Origin of the sequence: Kitasatospora sp. NPDC127111 (genome assembly GCF_042677465.1) — a bacterium.
In the GTDB taxonomy this organism is placed as follows: Bacteria; Actinomycetota; Actinomycetes; order Streptomycetales; family Streptomycetaceae; genus Kitasatospora.
The window spans coordinates 1-14,183 of record NZ_JBHXTG010000128.1; the positions used below are offsets into that span (position 1 = coordinate 1).

Annotated in this window: 14 protein-coding genes; 4 read left to right on the top strand and 10 right to left on the bottom strand. The window is 71.7% G+C overall.

The window, feature by feature from the left end; all coding sequences use genetic code 11:
- Positions 1 to 126 precede the first annotated feature (126 nt).
- Positions 127 to 315, bottom strand: coding sequence for a hypothetical protein (locus ACFVHB_RS38835; RefSeq protein WP_380332413.1), 189 nt, complete (start codon positions 313 to 315; stop codon positions 127 to 129).
- 166 nt (positions 316 to 481) lie between these two features.
- On the opposite strand from ACFVHB_RS38835, the gene ACFVHB_RS38840 reads away from it, so the two are divergent.
- Together ACFVHB_RS38840 and ACFVHB_RS38845 are read left to right on the top strand one after the other, a co-directional pair.
- The gene (locus ACFVHB_RS38840) at positions 482 to 1,387 is read left to right on the top strand and encodes a hypothetical protein (protein WP_380332416.1); all 906 of its coding nucleotides are present in this window, start codon (positions 482 to 484) and stop codon (positions 1,385 to 1,387) included.
- 193 nt (positions 1,388 to 1,580) lie between these two features.
- Positions 1,581 to 1,811 (top strand): hypothetical protein, encoded by a 231-nt coding sequence (locus tag ACFVHB_RS38845; RefSeq protein WP_380332418.1) that lies wholly within the window; start codon positions 1,581 to 1,583, stop codon positions 1,809 to 1,811.
- 23 nt (positions 1,812 to 1,834) lie between these two features.
- On the opposite strand, the gene ACFVHB_RS38850 is transcribed toward ACFVHB_RS38845, so the two are convergent.
- On the bottom strand, positions 1,835 to 2,227 hold the full coding sequence (locus ACFVHB_RS38850) for a metal-sensitive transcriptional regulator (RefSeq protein ID WP_380332421.1): 393 nt from the start codon (positions 2,225 to 2,227) through the stop codon (positions 1,835 to 1,837).
- A gap of 372 nt (positions 2,228 to 2,599) precedes the next feature.
- Here ACFVHB_RS38850 and ACFVHB_RS38855 point away from each other — a divergent pair, with 372 nt between their 5' ends.
- Positions 2,600 to 3,220 (top strand): DUF47 domain-containing protein, encoded by a 621-nt coding sequence (locus tag ACFVHB_RS38855; RefSeq protein ID WP_030059626.1) that lies wholly within the window; start codon positions 2,600 to 2,602, stop codon positions 3,218 to 3,220.
- A 5-nt stretch (positions 3,221 to 3,225) separates the two neighbouring features.
- Entirely contained in the window at positions 3,226 to 4,221 is a 996-nt protein-coding gene (locus ACFVHB_RS38860) for an anion permease (RefSeq protein WP_380332424.1), read from the top strand.
- A gap of 118 nt (positions 4,222 to 4,339) precedes the next feature.
- Here ACFVHB_RS38860 and pstB read toward each other — a convergent pair whose 3' ends face one another.
- From pstB to mshD, 8 genes are all read right to left on the bottom strand, one after another.
- Positions 4,340 to 5,116 carry a phosphate ABC transporter ATP-binding protein PstB gene (pstB, locus tag ACFVHB_RS38865; RefSeq protein WP_380332427.1) on the bottom strand — a complete coding sequence of 259 codons (777 nt, stop codon included), beginning with the start codon at positions 5,114 to 5,116 and terminating at the stop codon, positions 4,340 to 4,342.
- A gap of 41 nt (positions 5,117 to 5,157) precedes the next feature.
- Positions 5,158 to 6,234, bottom strand: coding sequence for a phosphate ABC transporter permease PstA (gene pstA / locus ACFVHB_RS38870; protein ID WP_380332430.1), 1,077 nt, complete (start codon positions 6,232 to 6,234; stop codon positions 5,158 to 5,160).
- Positions 6,231 to 7,211 carry a phosphate ABC transporter permease subunit PstC gene (pstC, locus tag ACFVHB_RS38875; RefSeq protein WP_380332432.1) on the bottom strand — a complete coding sequence of 327 codons (981 nt, stop codon included), beginning with the start codon at positions 7,209 to 7,211 and terminating at the stop codon, positions 6,231 to 6,233. Before pstC ends, pstA begins: the two co-directional genes overlap by 4 nt.
- A 145-nt stretch (positions 7,212 to 7,356) precedes the next feature.
- Positions 7,357 to 8,496: a phosphate ABC transporter substrate-binding protein PstS gene (gene pstS / locus ACFVHB_RS38880; RefSeq protein WP_380332435.1), complete on the bottom strand. Its 1,140-nt coding sequence runs from the start codon at positions 8,494 to 8,496 to the stop codon at positions 7,357 to 7,359.
- Positions 8,497 to 8,741: 245 nt separating this feature from the next.
- On the bottom strand, positions 8,742 to 9,260 hold the full coding sequence (locus tag ACFVHB_RS38885; protein ID WP_380332438.1) for an NUDIX hydrolase: 519 nt from the start codon (positions 9,258 to 9,260) through the stop codon (positions 8,742 to 8,744).
- Between the two features lies 1 nt (position 9,261).
- Positions 9,262 to 10,344, bottom strand: coding sequence for a CHAD domain-containing protein (locus ACFVHB_RS38890; protein WP_380332441.1), 1,083 nt, complete (start codon positions 10,342 to 10,344; stop codon positions 9,262 to 9,264).
- A 216-nt stretch (positions 10,345 to 10,560) separates the two neighbouring features.
- The gene (locus tag ACFVHB_RS38895; RefSeq protein WP_380332445.1) at positions 10,561 to 12,738 is read right to left on the bottom strand and encodes an RNA degradosome polyphosphate kinase; all 2,178 of its coding nucleotides are present in this window, start codon (positions 12,736 to 12,738) and stop codon (positions 10,561 to 10,563) included.
- A 309-nt stretch (positions 12,739 to 13,047) separates the two neighbouring features.
- Entirely contained in the window at positions 13,048 to 14,043 is a 996-nt protein-coding gene (mshD, locus tag ACFVHB_RS38900) for a mycothiol synthase (protein ID WP_380332443.1), read from the bottom strand.
- Between the last annotated feature and the right edge of the window lie 140 nt (positions 14,044 to 14,183).

The window sequence follows — 14,183 nt, forward strand, 5'->3', positions numbered from 1 at the left end:
CCCGCGCGGGGGCCGGCGGCGCGGCGGCGGCCGCGGCGCGGTGCGCGCGGACGAGCAGCCGCCGGAGTCCGACCTGGCGGCCTGAGCGCCGCGCGGGCCGGGCCGACGGGATCCGCCGGACGGGCCCTACGCCTCGCCGCCGTTCGCGGCGAGGTGGTCGGCGGCCTCGCGTCTGGTCAGGTCGCGGGAGCGGCGGGCCGGGGAGAACCAGCCGCAGCAGCAGGTCGCGAAGCAGAAGGAACCGCGCTCGCTGATCGCGACACGGTGCTCGGGCATCGGGGTGGTGCCGGAGGCGGCCGGCAGCTCACTGTGCACGTGCTTCACCGTAACGCGCCGGGCACCCGGCGCGCGACGGCCGCCGCACGCCGGGTTCCGCGTAACCCCCGGGGCCTCAACTCGTTTGCCCGGCAAGAGCTCTGCCCACCCGGTGGTGGTGGCCGGCGGGGCAGTCGGGCCCGAGGGGGTTGTCGCCAGGATGAAGATGACCGACGAGCAGCGCAGCGGCCGGCGGGCCGGCCGCGGGCTGCCACAGCTGCGCTCGGCGGCCGGGGCCGTCGCCCTCGCCGCCGCCCTGGCCGGGCTGACCGGCTGCTCCGGCGGCGCCGCGGGCGCGGACGGCGACGCGGCCGACCGCGGGGCGAGCGCCCCCGACCAGCTCGCCGCCGACCCCGTGACGGCCGTGCGCAACTCCGCGGACATCACCGGCCGGACGGGCTCCGCGCACACCACCACGGAGCTGGTGACCGAGTCCGCCGACAAGAAGGCCGTCTTCACCGGCACCGGCGGCTACGACTACGTGAAGCGGATCGGCCGGCTGGAGGTGACGGTGCCGCCGGGCGCGGCGACCACCGGGAAGATCGTCGAGGTGGTCCTGCCGGGCACCGTCTACCTGCAGAACAGCGGCGCCAAGGTGCCCGAGGGCAAGTGGGTCAAGCTGGACGTGCGCCAGCTCCCGGACGGCAACCTGGTCAGCAGCGGCGCCACCGACCCGGCCTCCGCCACCGGCGCGCTGCGGGGGGCGCAGAAGGCGGAGCTGGTCGGCGCCGAGACGGTCGGCGGGGTGGCGCTGAAGCACTACCGCGGCACCCTGGACCTGACCAAGGCGGCCGAGGCCACCGGCGGACGCGGCGGGGACGGCCTGCGGATGGCGGCGCAGACCTTCACGGTCAAGGACGTCCCGTACGACGTCTGGCTGGACGAGCAGGGCCGGCTGCACAGGGTGGTCGAAGTCTTCACCTTCGCCGGGGTGGCCGGGTCCAAGGAGGCGAAGGACCAGGTGAAGGTGACCTCGACCACCGCGCTGGCCGACTTCGGCAAGCCGGTGGAGGCGGCCGAGCCGCCGGCCTCCGACATCTACGCGATGAAGCCCACGGAGAGCCCGAAGTAGGCCCCGGAGCAGTCCGGAGGCGAGCGCGAAGGGGCGCCGCCGACGCCGGTGGACCACCCGGAGTGACCGGGCCCACCCGTTTCGGCGGCGCCGAGATGGCCCGTCCGTGCCATGTGGGCGGGCTCCGAAGTGCCTAGGCTGGACGTCGGGTGGCTGCCGCCCGGGCTGACGAGGCGCTGAAGGGGTGGTGCAGGTGGTGTCGTCCACGGGCGGCCGCAGCGGCGGCCACGACGACGCGGCCCTCGACGAGATCGACCTGGCCGGTGAGCTGATGATCGCCGCCACGGCCAGCACCGGCGACCGGCTGCCGACCGAGCGGATCGACGAGGTGCTGCTGGACCGGCCCGACGGCGGTGCGTCCGCCGACGGGCCGTCGGAAGGGACCCGCGGCGCGTCAGGGACCCGCGGCGCGTCACGGGCCTGAGGCGCGTCCGGGCGGCGGGACCGTCAGCTGCGCAGCAGCCGGCCGATCGCGGCGGTGGCCTCGGCGACCTTGGCGTCCAGCTCGGTGCCGCCCTCCTCGGCGGCCGCGGCGACGCAGTGCCGCAGGTGCTCCTCCAGCAGCGAGAGGGCGAAGGACTGCAGGGCCTTGGTGCTGGCCGAGACCTGGGTGAGCACGTCGATGCAGTAGACGTCCTCGTCGACCATCCGCTGGAGGCCGCGGATCTGGCCCTCGATCCGGCGCAGCCGCTTCAGGTGGGCGTCCTTCTGGGCGCTGTACCCGTGCGGCCCGTGCGCGGCGTGGTCGTGGTGGCCGGCGGCGGCCGGCGCGGCCTGCCCGCCGTTCGGCTCGGTCCCGGGCCCGTGGTCCGGCTCGGTGCGCGCTTCCGTCGTGGTCATCGGCCCGCCTTCGTCTGAGTGCCTCGGTGGCTGCGTCGGCCTCCAGTGTCCAACACCGGGGCCCGTCGTGGTGTTCCTGCGGCGCACTTCCCGGGCCCGGACCGGCCTCCGGCGCGGCTCCGCGGCGGCCGCGCGAGGGGTTCCCCCGTCCGGGCAGACACCCTGATCCTCCGAGCGCACGACGGGGGCAATCCGGGCGAGGTTCCGTCAGACTGGGGGCCCGCGTCCGCACATGGGTGTGCGGGCGGAGCACTGCTGCGGCAGCCAAACGGAAGAGGAGGTTCCGGCTCCTCCCCCATCACCCCGCTTGCGCGATCGCGCTCGGTTGCACCTAGCATCGTTCAGTCCCTACCCCGCACATCGGAGATTTCCGTGCGTTTTAGCCTGACCCCGAAGGAGACGAGCTTCTACGACATGTTCGCCGCCGCCGCGGAGAACCTCGTCGTCGGATCGAAGCTCCTGCTGGAACTGCTGGGATCAGACGTGTCGGCCCGCGCGGAGATCGTCGAGCGCATGCGCGCCGCCGAACACGCCGGGGACGACACCACCCATGCCGTCTTCCACCAGCTGAACTCGTCCTTCATCACGCCCTTCGACCGCGAGGACATCTACAGCCTCGCCTCGTCGCTGGACGACATCATGGACTTCATGGAGGAGGCCGTCGACCTGGTCGTCCTCTACGACATCCAGACCCTGCCCAAGGGGATCGAGCAGCAGATCGAGGTGCTGGCGCGCGCCGCCGAGCTCACCGCCGAGGCGATGCCGAACCTGCGCAGCATGTCCAACCTCACCGAGTACTGGATCGAGGTCAACCGGCTGGAGAACCAGGCCGACCAGATCCACCGCAAGCTGCTCGCCCACCTGTTCTCCGGCCAGTACGACGCCATCGAGGTGCTCAAGCTCAAGCAGGTCGTGGACGTCCTTGAGGAGGCGGCGGACGCTTTCGAGCACGTCGCCAACACGGTGGAGACCATCGCCGTCAAGGAGTCCTGACCCTCGTGGACATGGCTGCACTCATCGCCGTCATCGGCGTTGCGTTCTTCTTCACGTACACCAACGGCTTCCACGACTCGGCGAACGCGATCGCGACCTCGGTCTCGACCCGGGCGCTGACGCCGCGGGCCGCGCTGGCGATGGCCGCGGTGATGAACCTGGCCGGCGCCTTCCTCGGCAGCGGCGTGGCGCACACCGTCTCCCAGGGGATCATCGAGACCCCGAAGGGCGACCAGGGGATGGCGATCCTGTTCGCCGCGCTGGTCGGCGCGATCGCCTGGAACCTGATCACCTGGTACTTCGGCCTGCCGTCCTCCTCCTCGCACGCGCTGTTCGGCGGCCTGGTGGGCGCGGCGCTGGCCGGCGGCACCGAGGTGCTCTGGGATGGCGTCATCGACAAGATCATCATCCCGATGGTCGTCTCGCCGGTGGTCGGCCTGCTCGGCGGCTTCCTGGTGATGCTGGCGATCCTGTGGATCTTCCGCCGGACCAACCCGCACCGGGCCAAGCGCAACTTCCGGGTGGCCCAGACCGCCTCGGCCGCCGCGATGGCACTGGCGCACGGTCTGCAGGACGCCCAGAAGACCATGGGCATCGTGGTGATGGCGCTGGTCATCTCCGGCCAGCAGGCCACCTACGACATCCCGGTCTGGGTGAAGATCTCCTGCGCCACCATGCTCTCGCTGGGCACCTACGCGGGTGGCTGGCGGATCATGCGCACGCTCGGCCGCAAGATCATCGAGCTGGACCCGCCGCAGGGCTTCGCGGCCGAGGCCACCGCCTCGACGGTCATGTACATCACGTCGTTCGTCTACAAGGCGCCGATCTCCACCACCCACGTGATCACCTCGGCGATCATGGGCGTGGGGGCCACCAAGCGGATCCGCGCGGTCCGCTGGGGCGTCGCGAAGAACATCGTGCTCGGCTGGTTCATCACGATGCCGGCGGCCGCCGTCGTCGCAGCGCTGATGTACTGGTTCGTCCACCTGTTCTGGGGCTGAGCCCCGGCCGGACGGACGTGACAGGGCCCGCCCCCACATCTCGGGGGCGGGCCCTTCCTCACGCTCCGCGGCGGCACCGCCATGCAGCACCGCGGAGCAGCTCGTGCCGAGGCGCTCCTTAGCCGAAGCGGCCGGAGATGTAGTCCTCGGTCGCCTGCACGGACGGGTTGGAGAAGATCCGCTGGGTGTCGTCCAGCTCGATCAGCTTGCCCGGCTGACCGACCCCGGCCAGGTTGAAGAAGGCGGTGCGGTCGCTGACGCGGGCCGCCTGCTGCATGTTGTGCGTCACGATGACGATCGTGAACTGCGACTTCAGCTCGCCGATCAGGTCCTCGATGGCGAGGGTGGAGATCGGGTCGAGGGCGGAGCACGGCTCGTCCATCAGCAGGACCTGCGGCTCGACCGCGATGGCGCGGGCGATGCAGAGGCGCTGCTGCTGACCGCCGGAGAGGCCGGCGCCGGGCTTGCCCAGCCGGTCCTTGACCTCGTTCCAGAGGTTGGCGCCCTTGAGCGACTTCTCCACCACGCCGTCCAGGACGGACTTCTTGCGCACGCCCGCGAGCTTGAGGCCGGCGACCACGTTGTCGTAGATCGACATGGTCGGGAACGGGTTCGGGCGCTGGAAGACCATGCCGACCGAACGGCGGACGGCGACCGGGTCGACCGACGAGCCGTACAGGTTCTCGTCGTCCAGGAGCACCTTGCCCTCGACGCGGGCGCCCGGGATCACCTCGTGCATCCGGTTGAGGGTGCGCAGGAAGGTGGACTTGCCGCAGCCGGAGGGGCCGATGAAGGCCGTCACCGAGCGGGGCTCGATGCTCATCGAGATGTCCTCGATGGCCTTGGTGGTGCCGTAGAAGGCGGACAGTCCGCTGACGTCGATGCGCTTGGCCATGATTGTTCTTCTCTCGTCTTCTTCGTGCGTCAGTCGGTCGCTCAGTGTCCGCCCTTGGGCGAGCGCCAGCGGGCGATGCCCCGGGCGATGAGGTTGAGCCCCATCACGAAGGCGATCAGCACCAGCGCCGCGCCCCAGGCACGGGCGTAGCCGTAGTCGTTGTTCACCACCGCGTACTGCTGCCAGATGTACATCGGCAGCGACTGCTGCGGCCCGTCGAACGGGTTGTTGTTGATGTAGTCGGCGCCGAAGACCAGCATCATCACCGGGGCGGTCTCACCCGTGATGCGGGCGACCGCGAGCATCACACCGGTGGTGATGCCGCCGATGGCGGTGGGGAGGACGATCCGCAGGATGGTCTTCCACTTCGGCACGCCGAGCGCGTACGACGCCTCGCGCAGCTCGTTCGGGACGAGCTTGAGCATCTCCTCGGTGGAGCGGACCACCACCGGCATCATCAGGATCGCCAGCGCGAGGCTGCCCGAGAAGCCGGAGTAGTTGAAGCCGAGGGCGAGGTTCCACAGGGACAGGATGAACAGACCGGCGACGATCGACGGGACGCCCGTCATGACGTCGACGAAGAAGGTGACCGCCTTGGCGAGCTTGCCGCGGCCGTACTCGACCAGGTAGACGGCGGTCAGCAGACCGATCGGAGCGGCGATCAGCGAGGCCAGCAGGACCTGCTCCAGGGTGCCGATCAGCGCGTGGTAGATGCCACCGCCGGGGCCCGAGGAGAGCACGCCCTTCATGGAGTGGCTCAGGAAGTACCCGTCCACCACCTCGGCGCCCTGCTGGACCGTGTAGACCGTCAGCGCGAGCAGCGGGATGACGGCCAGGATGAAGGCGACCCAGACCATCGAGGTGGCGAGCCGGTCCTTGGCCTGCCGGCGGCCCTCGACCTTGGCCGAGAGCAGGTAGCTGATGACCACGAAGAGGATCGCGGAGATCAGGCCCCACTGGATGTGGCTCTCCAGGCCGCCGAGGGCGCCGATGCCGCAGCCGAGGGCGATCGAGCCGGCGGCGACCGCGGCCGGGGCCCACTTGGGCAGCCGGTTGGCGGTCAGCGGACGGCCGAGCGGGCGCGCGTCCGCCGGAACGCTGGTGGTAGCGGCACTCATGCGTTGGCCCCCGAGTACTCCTTGCGGCGGGCGACGATCAGCCGCGCGGCACCGTTCACCAGCAGGGTGATCACGAACAGGACGAGGCCGGAGGCCATCAGCGCGTCCCGGCCGAAGGGCTGGGCCTCGTTGAACTTCAGCGCGATGTTCTGCGCGAAGGTGCCGCCGCCCGGGTCGAGCAGGTGCAGCGACAGGACGCTGTTGGAGGAGAGCACCACCGCGACGGCGATGGTCTCGCCGAGCGCCCGGCCGAGGCCGAGCATCGAGGCCGAGATGATGCCGGGGCGGCCGAACGGCAGCACCGCGGTGCGGATCATCTCCCAGCGGGTCGCGCCGAGCGCGAGCGCCGCCTCCTCGTGCATCCGCGGCACCTGCTTGAACACCTCGCGGCTGACCGCGGTGATGATCGGCAGGATCATGATGGCCAGCAGGATGCCGACGGTGAACAGGGTGCGCGGGGTGGTGCCGGCCCGGGACTGGTCGAAGACGTACGTCCAGCCGAGGTACTGGTCCAGCCAGCTGGTCAGCCCGTCCAGGTGCGGCACCAGGAAGAGCGCGCCCCAGAGGCCGTAGATGATGCTGGGCACCGCGGCGAGCAGGTCCACCAGGTAGGCGAACGGCTGGGCGATCTTCCGCGGCGCGTAGTGCGAGATGAACAGCGCGATCCCGATGGCCACCGGAACGGCGATCGCCATCGCGATCAGCGCGCTGACGATGGTGCCGAACGCGAGGACGGCGATGCCGAAGACCGGCTTCGGGGCGTCCGGCGTCCACTCGAACGTGGTGAGGAAGTTGCCCTCGTTCTTGCTCAGGGCGATGCCCGAGCGCCAGGTCAGGAAGCCCGCGATGGCGGCCATGACGACCAGCAGCAGGATGCCCGACCCGCGGGACAGGTTCATGAAGATCTTGTCGCCGACGCGGCTGTCGCGCTCGCGGCGTTCCCTGCCGCGCGGGCCGGCAGGGGAGGATGAAGTCATTGGTCTACTCCGGTCTGGTGGTGCTGCCCCGAGGGGGCGGCACCCTGGCGGCGGTGCCCCGGACGTTCTTCTCGGTCAGTGCGTACCGGCGGAGCGGCCCCGGCCCCCCTCGTTCACGGGGCCGCTCCACCGGAGGTCTACGGGATCAGGCCAGCGTCGGGATGACGGCGTTGACCTTGTCGGTGAGCTCCTTCGGCAGCGGGACGTAGCCCTTCTCGCCGATCGCCTTCTGGCCGGCCTCGCTGGCGCCGTAGGCCAGGAAGGCCTTCAGGGTGTCGAGCGTCTCGGCCTTGTTGCCCTTGTCGCAGACGATCTCGTAGGTGACCAGGACCAGCGGGTACGAGCCCTCGTCCTTGGTCGCGTAGTCGAGGGTCAGCGCCAGGTCGCTGCCGGTGCCGGCGACCTTCGCCTTGGCGAAGGTGTTGGCGGCGTTGGCGGCGGTGGCCTCGACCGGCTTGGAGGCGCCGGTGTTGATGGCGGCGCTCTTCAGGTTGTTGGTCTGGGCGAAGGACAGCTCGGCGTAGCTGATCGAGTTCTTGACCTGCTTCACCTGGGCCGAGACGCCCGCGGAGCCGTTGGCCGACTGGCCGCCCTTGCCGGCCCAGGTCTTGCTGGCCGGGTAGGACCAGGCGCCGGCGGAGGCCTTGGCGAAGTACTTGGTCAGGTTGTCGGTGGTGCCGGAGTCGTCCGAGCGGTGGAAGGCCTGGATGTCGGCGTCCGGCAGCTTGGCGCCCGGGTTGAGCGCGGCGATCGCCGGGTCGTTCCACTTGGTGATCTGCGAGTCGAAGATCTTGGCGGTGGTCGGGCCGTCCAGGACCAGGTTGTCGACGCCCTCGACGTTGTAGACGATCGAGATCAGACCCGCGACGAGCGGCAGGTTGATGCCCTGGCCGCCGGTGCAGACCGCCTTGGTGGCGTCGACCTCGGCCGGCTTCAGCGCCGAGTCGGAGCCCGCGAACTGGACCTTGCCCTGGGTGAACTGCTGGACACCGGCGCCCGAGCCGCCACCGCCGTAGTTGATGGTGGCACCGGAGCAGGCCGCACCGAAGTTCGTCTTCCAGACGTCGATCGCGTTGCCCTGCGCGGTGGAACCCGCGGCGACCAGAGCGCTGGGCTTGCTGCCACAGTTGATCGCGGCGGCCGGGGCGGAGCCGCTGCTGCCGCCGGAACCGCCGGCGTTGTTGTTGTTCTCGTCCGAACCGCAGGCGGCGAGCGACAGCGAGCTGACGAGCGCCATGGCACCGATGGCGAGGGCCTTGGAGCGGCCGTTCCGCTGGAGCTTCACAGGGGTGTCCCTTTCTGTGGCATTGCCCGGCGCGCGGACCCGTGCGAGCACGGCGGAGCGCGGGTTTTGCTGTGGTCCGGGGCCCGATCGGCCCTCCGGTGAACCCGAAGTTAGGCCGGGCAAGTGACGCGTCAGCCGGTCCGAAGTGAACGGAGAGTGAACCTCGAACGGATGACAGGAAACTGCGTCACGTAGTAACGGTTGCGTCACGGCGAGGGTGCGGGGAGATCACTCGCACCGTTCCTTCACCCCGCGCGGCCGGAACCGGCGGCCGGCCGCGCACCCAGCATCTCCAGCAGCGCGTCCACCAGCAACCGGTCCCGCTCGTGGGTGAGCCGGGCCCGCGCCTTGCGCGCCGGCAGCCACTCCAGCCGGTCCACCTCCCGGCTCGGCCGGAACGCCCCGGCCGTCGGCACCGCCGCCCAGTACCGGACCTCCTTCGGCCGCCCCTGCGCCAGGTAGTGCTGGGCCGGCAGCTCCGCCCCCAGCGCGCAGGCGAACCCGGTCTCCTCCCACACCTCGCGCAGCGCCGCCTCGACGACGCCCTCGCCCCGGTCGAGCTTGCCCTTGGGCAGGCTCCAGTCGTCGTACTTGGGCCGGTGGATCACCGCGATCCGCGGCCGCCCCAGCCGGCCGCTCTTCTTCGGCCGCCCCGGCAGCCAGAGCACCGCGCCCGCCGCCAGGATCACCGGCCCGCGCCCGGCACCGGCGCTGCCGCTCGTACGGGGGCCTTCGGCCTGCTCGATGCTCAGGCGGTCGCGCAACTCATGCCATCCGGGACGGGGTCGGCCCCCAGCCCTCCGCCGGGGGGATCTCCAGCCACGCGTCAAGCCCGGGCGGGAGTTCGGGCCACCGGTGTCCGAAGGCGTACCGCGCCGCCTCCACTTCCAGTCGCTGATCAGCATGCACCACGCCGAGCACGTACGCGGTCGCGGGTGTGATCCTCGGCGTCCGCGCCGCCGTCGCCGCGGTGACCGCCGCGTCCGCCGCCTCCTGGTGCCGGCCCAGCACCCCGTCCAGCTCGTCCAGCTCCGGGGCCGGCCGGCCGCACACCTCCAGCGCGTACCGGGCCCGCTTCACCAGGATCCGCACCCGCAGCCACGGCGCGTCGTCCGCCGCCAGCGCCGCGTCCGCGTCCACCGCGCCCCGGGCCGGAGGCACCGCGCCGAGCCGCCGCAGCCCGTCCCCGCCGTACGGCGTCGACGCCCGCCGCAGCGGCAGCTGCTGGGCGCTCGCGGTCAGCGCCGTGAACGCCGCCGCGGCCTGCGGCAGCAGCACCGCGCCGGCCCGGCCCCCGGCCGCGTCCAGCAGCGGAGCCTCGCCGACCAGCAGCGTCATCCGGTCCGCCAGCGCGTGCAACCGCGCCGAGCGCAACTCCTGCAGCACCGTCGTGTGCGCCCTGGTCCGGGCCAGCGTGAGCTGACGGTCGAGCAGCGCCCGCGCCTTCGGCACCCCGGCGTGACCGGCCAGCATCCCCGGGCCGTCCGCCTCGGTACCGCTCAGCGCGTCCAGCGCGCCCAGCAGCCGGGACGACTTGCGGACGTACCCCGGCTCCAGCGCCAGCAGGTTGAGCAGCCAGCGCAGCTCGGTGCGCGACTCCTGCGCCCAGGTCTGCTCGAAGGTCGCGCCGAAGGTGTGCAGCAGCCCGCCGATCCGCCGCACCGCCCGCAGCAGGTCGGCCGTCCCGGCGGACGGGACGGCCGCCGCCCCCGGTCTGGCGCCGGCCTCGCCCACCGCCAGCGGCAGCGCGCGCAGGAACGCGCCGGCCTGGGCGGTGAGATGGCTGGAGAGGAGGTCCCCGGCGGTCGCGGTGGAGGCCGCCTGGGCCGTCATCGGCGCATCGGTCATGACTAGGTTGATCCCCGTTCCCCCGGGTCGGTCCCCCGGGGCTGGTGGCCGACCGCTGCAGCGGGTCCCCGACCGCTCAGCGGCTCGCATCAGTGGCTCGCGGCCGTGGACCGCCTCGGCGATCCGGGCACCGGCCGCTGGGGGCCGGCGCCGGGGTCACCTCGGGTGGTCCAGGCCGGTGGGTCGACACCGTGCGCCGTGGCGGCGGCGCGCGGGTCAGCGGGCGGCGGCAGCCCTCCGGCGCAGGCGCGAGTCGATCAGCAGGTCCTGGACGTGCCGCAGCGGCCTGCCCTCGGCGTCCTGGGCGTGCCGGGTCCACACGCCGTCCGCCCCCAGGTGCCAGGACTCGGTCTCGTCCGACACCCCGAGGTCGATCAGCCCGGACAGCTCGGCCCGGTGCGCCGGATCGGTGATCCGCAGCAACGCCTCGATCCGGCGGTCCAGGTTGCGGTGCATCATGTCGGCGCTGCCGATCCACACCTCCGGATCGCCGTTGTTGCCGAACACGAAGATCCGCGAGTGCTCCAGGAACCGCCCGAGGATGCTCCGGACCCGGATGTTCTCGCTCAGCCCCGGCACGCCCGGCCGGATCGCGCAGATCCCGCGCACCCAGACGTCCACCGGCACCCCGGCCTGGGAGGCCCGGTACAGCGCGTCGATCACGGCCTCGTCGACGATCGAGTTGACCTTGAGCTTCACGTACGCCGGACGGCCGGCCCGGTGGTGGGCGATCTCGTTGTGGATCCGCGAGATCAACCCGTCCCGCAGACCGCGCGGCGCGGTCAGCAGGCGGCGGTAGGACTCGCGGCGCGAGTAGCCGGAGAGCCGGTTGAAGAGGTCCGAGAGGTCCGCGCCGACCTGCGGGTCCGAGGTCAGCAGCCCGATGTCCTCGTACAGCCGGGCCGTCTTCGGGTGGTAGTTGCCGGTGCCCACGTGCGAGTAGCGGCGCAGGGTGTCGCCCTCCTGGCGGACCACCAGCGACAGCTTGCAGTGCGTCTTCAGCCCCACCAGGCCGTAGACGACGTGGCAGCCGGCCTCCTCCAGCTTGCGGGCCCACTTGATGTTGGCCTGCTCGTCGAAGCGCGCCTTGATCTCGACCAGGACGAGCACCTGCTTGCCGGACTCCGCCGCGTCGATCAGCGCGTCGACGATCGGCGAGTCACCGGACGTCCGGTACAGCGTCTGCTTGATCGCCAGCACGTCCGGGTCGGCCGCGGCCTGCTCCAGGAAGGCCTGCACCGAGGTCGAGAAGCTGTCGTACGGGTGGTGCAGCAGCACGTCCCGCTCGCGCATCGCGGCGAAGATGTCCGGTTGCGAGGCCGACTCCACGTCGGTCAGCCCGCGGGCGGTGCCCGCCACGAACTTCGGGTACTTCAGCTCGGGGCGGTCCAGCGCGGCGATGCCGAACAGGCCGGTCAGGTCGAGCGGACCGGGCAGCGGGAAGACCTCCGCCTCGGTGATGTTCAGCTCCCGCACCAGCAGGTCCAGGATGTAGGGGTCGATCGACTCCTCGACCTCCAGCCGCACCGGCGGGCCGAAGCGCCGCCGCATCAGCTCCTTCTCCAGGGCCTTGAGGATGTTCTCGGTGTCGTCCTCCTCGACCTCGAGGTCCTCGTTGCGGGTGACCCGGAAGGCGTGGTGCGCCAGCACCTCCATGCCCGGGAAGAGCTCCTCCAGGTGCGCGCCCATCACGTCCTCCAGCGGCACGTACCGCTGCGGCGACGCCTCCAGGAAGCGCGCGAGGGACTGCGGCACCTTCACCCGGGCGAAGTGCTTGTGGCCGGAGACCGGGTTGCGGACCACCACGGCCAGGTTGAGCGAGAGCCCCGATATGTACGGGAAGGGGTGCGCCGGGTCCACCGCCAGCGGGGTGAGCACGGGGAAGATCTTCTGCCGGAAGAGCGTGTGCAGCCGGGCCTGCTCCTTCTCGGCCAGCTCCGGCCAGCGGACCAGCTCGATGCCCTCGGCGGCGAGGTCCGGCAGCACCTCCTGCTGGAAGGCGGCGGCGTGCCGGGCCATGAGCTCGCGCGAACGCGTCCAGATCAGGTCCAGCACCTCGCGCGGCTGCAGGCCGCTCGCACTGCGCTGGGCCACTCCGGTGGCGATCCGGCGCTTCAGGCCCGCCACCCGGACCATGAAGAACTCGTCCAGGTTGCTCGCGAAGATCGCCAGGAACTTGGCCCGTTCCAGCAGCGGGATCGCCGGGTCCTCGGCCAGCTCCAGGACGCGTTCGTTGAACGCGAGCCAGCTGCGTTCGCGGTCCAGGAAGCGGCCCTGCGGCAGCTCGTCGAACTCCTGCTCGCCCGCGGCCGGCAGCTCCGGCGGTATCCCCAGCGCGCTGGACATCCGGGCCGGCGGGGACAGCGGGGCAGGGACGGGGCGGGGGATGCTCATGGGTTCCAGCTCCTCCAGCAGGACGGCGTCCGGTCGCGACAGGTTCTGCGGGCCGTCGGCCTCACCCGGCACCAGCGCCCATCCACCCGGCGCGGTCCGTACAGCACCGGCCAGTGGGTGTCGGCCGACGCTGCACGAGCGAGACACTACGGACTTCATCCTGTGATCTTCGCGGCAGCAATTGAATCCACGGTAAACACCGCATGGCCAGGAGGAAAGCTGAGTTGGTCGGGGTCGGGGCAAGCCGTCCATTCCGTTGCCCCTTCCCCGGCTCTCCGCTATGCCTCAGGCGTATGTGCCCAGACGTCCTCAGTGGACGTCCCGGCCACCGCGGTACGGGGCGCGGTACATCAGGTCCACCTCGTGCACGGTGAATCCCAGTCGTTCATATACCCGCACGGCGGCAGGATTGTCGGCGTCGACGTACAGCAGAACGGTGTCCAGCCCGCGGTCGCCCGGGCCGCCGCCGGTCAGGTGCCGCAGGCCGGCCGCGGTGAGCGCCCGGCCCAGGCCGCTGCCCTGCTCCGCCGGGTCCACCCCGACCACGTACACCTCGCCGAGCGCCGGCCCGGTGGCCGTCGCCGGGTGCACCTTGGTCCAGTGGAAGCCCACCACCCTGCCGCCCCGGGTGGCGAGGAAGAAGCCGGCCGCGTCGAACCAGGGCTCGGCCAGCCGGTCCGCGAGGTCCTGCTCGGTCCAGGCGCCCTGCTCGGGGTGGTGGGAGAAGGCGAGGGCGTTCAGCCGCAGCCACTCGGCGTCGTCCTCGCCCGGGCGGAAGGTCCGCAGCTCGATGCCCTCCGGGAGGGCCACCTCCTCGGTCTGCGGACCGGTGCGGCGCATCTGCCGCAGCTCGCGGACCAGCTCGGCGCCGTACTGCTCGGCCAGGTGGCGGGCGGCCGGATGACCGCCGTGCACCCAGAAGTCCACGTGGTCGCGGCCGGCGCGGTGCGCCTCGGCGAGCACGGCGTCCACCAGGGGACGGGCCAGGCCGCGACCGCGGGCCGAAGGATCGACCACCAGCTCGGCGGACGGGTTCGCGGGCGGGTTCGCGGGCGGGTTCGCGGCGGTGTCCTGGGGGAGTTCGAGCTGGCCGTAGCCGACCACGGCCGTGCCGTCCTGCTCGGTCTCGACGAAGTGGGTGACACCCGGCCGGGGCGTCTCCGAGGACCGCAGCCGGAGCCGGCCCTGCTCGGACACGGCGGCCCGGCCGTCCACCGTCTCGGCCTCCGCCAGAACACGCAGCGCGCCGTCGCGCTGCTCGGGCCGGAGCACGTTGTTCGCCATGACCGCTGTCTGATCGTCCATGCTCTGACGATACGTCACCGGAAATGCAGAGAACCCCTGATCCGCGAGGGATCAGGGGTTCTCTGTGAATGATTGTTCGGCGGCGTCCTACTCTCCCACAGGGTCCCCCCTGCAGTACCATCGGCGCTGTGAGGCTTAGC

Excerpts from the sequence above, each read along its gene's own strand:
- ACFVHB_RS38840 (WP_380332416.1), top strand. The coding sequence starts at position 482 with ATGACCGACGAGCAGCGCAGCGGCCGGCGGGCCGGCCGCGGGCTGCCA.
- ACFVHB_RS38850 (WP_380332421.1), bottom strand. The coding sequence starts at position 2,227 with ATGACCACGACGGAAGCGCGCACCGAGCCGGACCACGGGCCCGGGACC.
- pstB (WP_380332427.1), bottom strand. The coding sequence starts at position 5,116 with ATGGCCAAGCGCATCGACGTCAGCGGACTGTCCGCCTTCTACGGCACC.
- pstA (WP_380332430.1), bottom strand. The coding sequence starts at position 6,234 with ATGAGTGCCGCTACCACCAGCGTTCCGGCGGACGCGCGCCCGCTCGGC.
- pstC (WP_380332432.1), bottom strand. The coding sequence starts at position 7,211 with ATGACTTCATCCTCCCCTGCCGGCCCGCGCGGCAGGGAACGCCGCGAG.
- ACFVHB_RS38890 (WP_380332441.1), bottom strand. The coding sequence starts at position 10,344 with ATGACCGATGCGCCGATGACGGCCCAGGCGGCCTCCACCGCGACCGCC.
- ACFVHB_RS38895 (WP_380332445.1), bottom strand. The coding sequence starts at position 12,738 with ATGAGCATCCCCCGCCCCGTCCCTGCCCCGCTGTCCCCGCCGGCCCGG.
- mshD (WP_380332443.1), bottom strand. The coding sequence starts at position 14,043 with ATGGACGATCAGACAGCGGTCATGGCGAACAACGTGCTCCGGCCCGAG.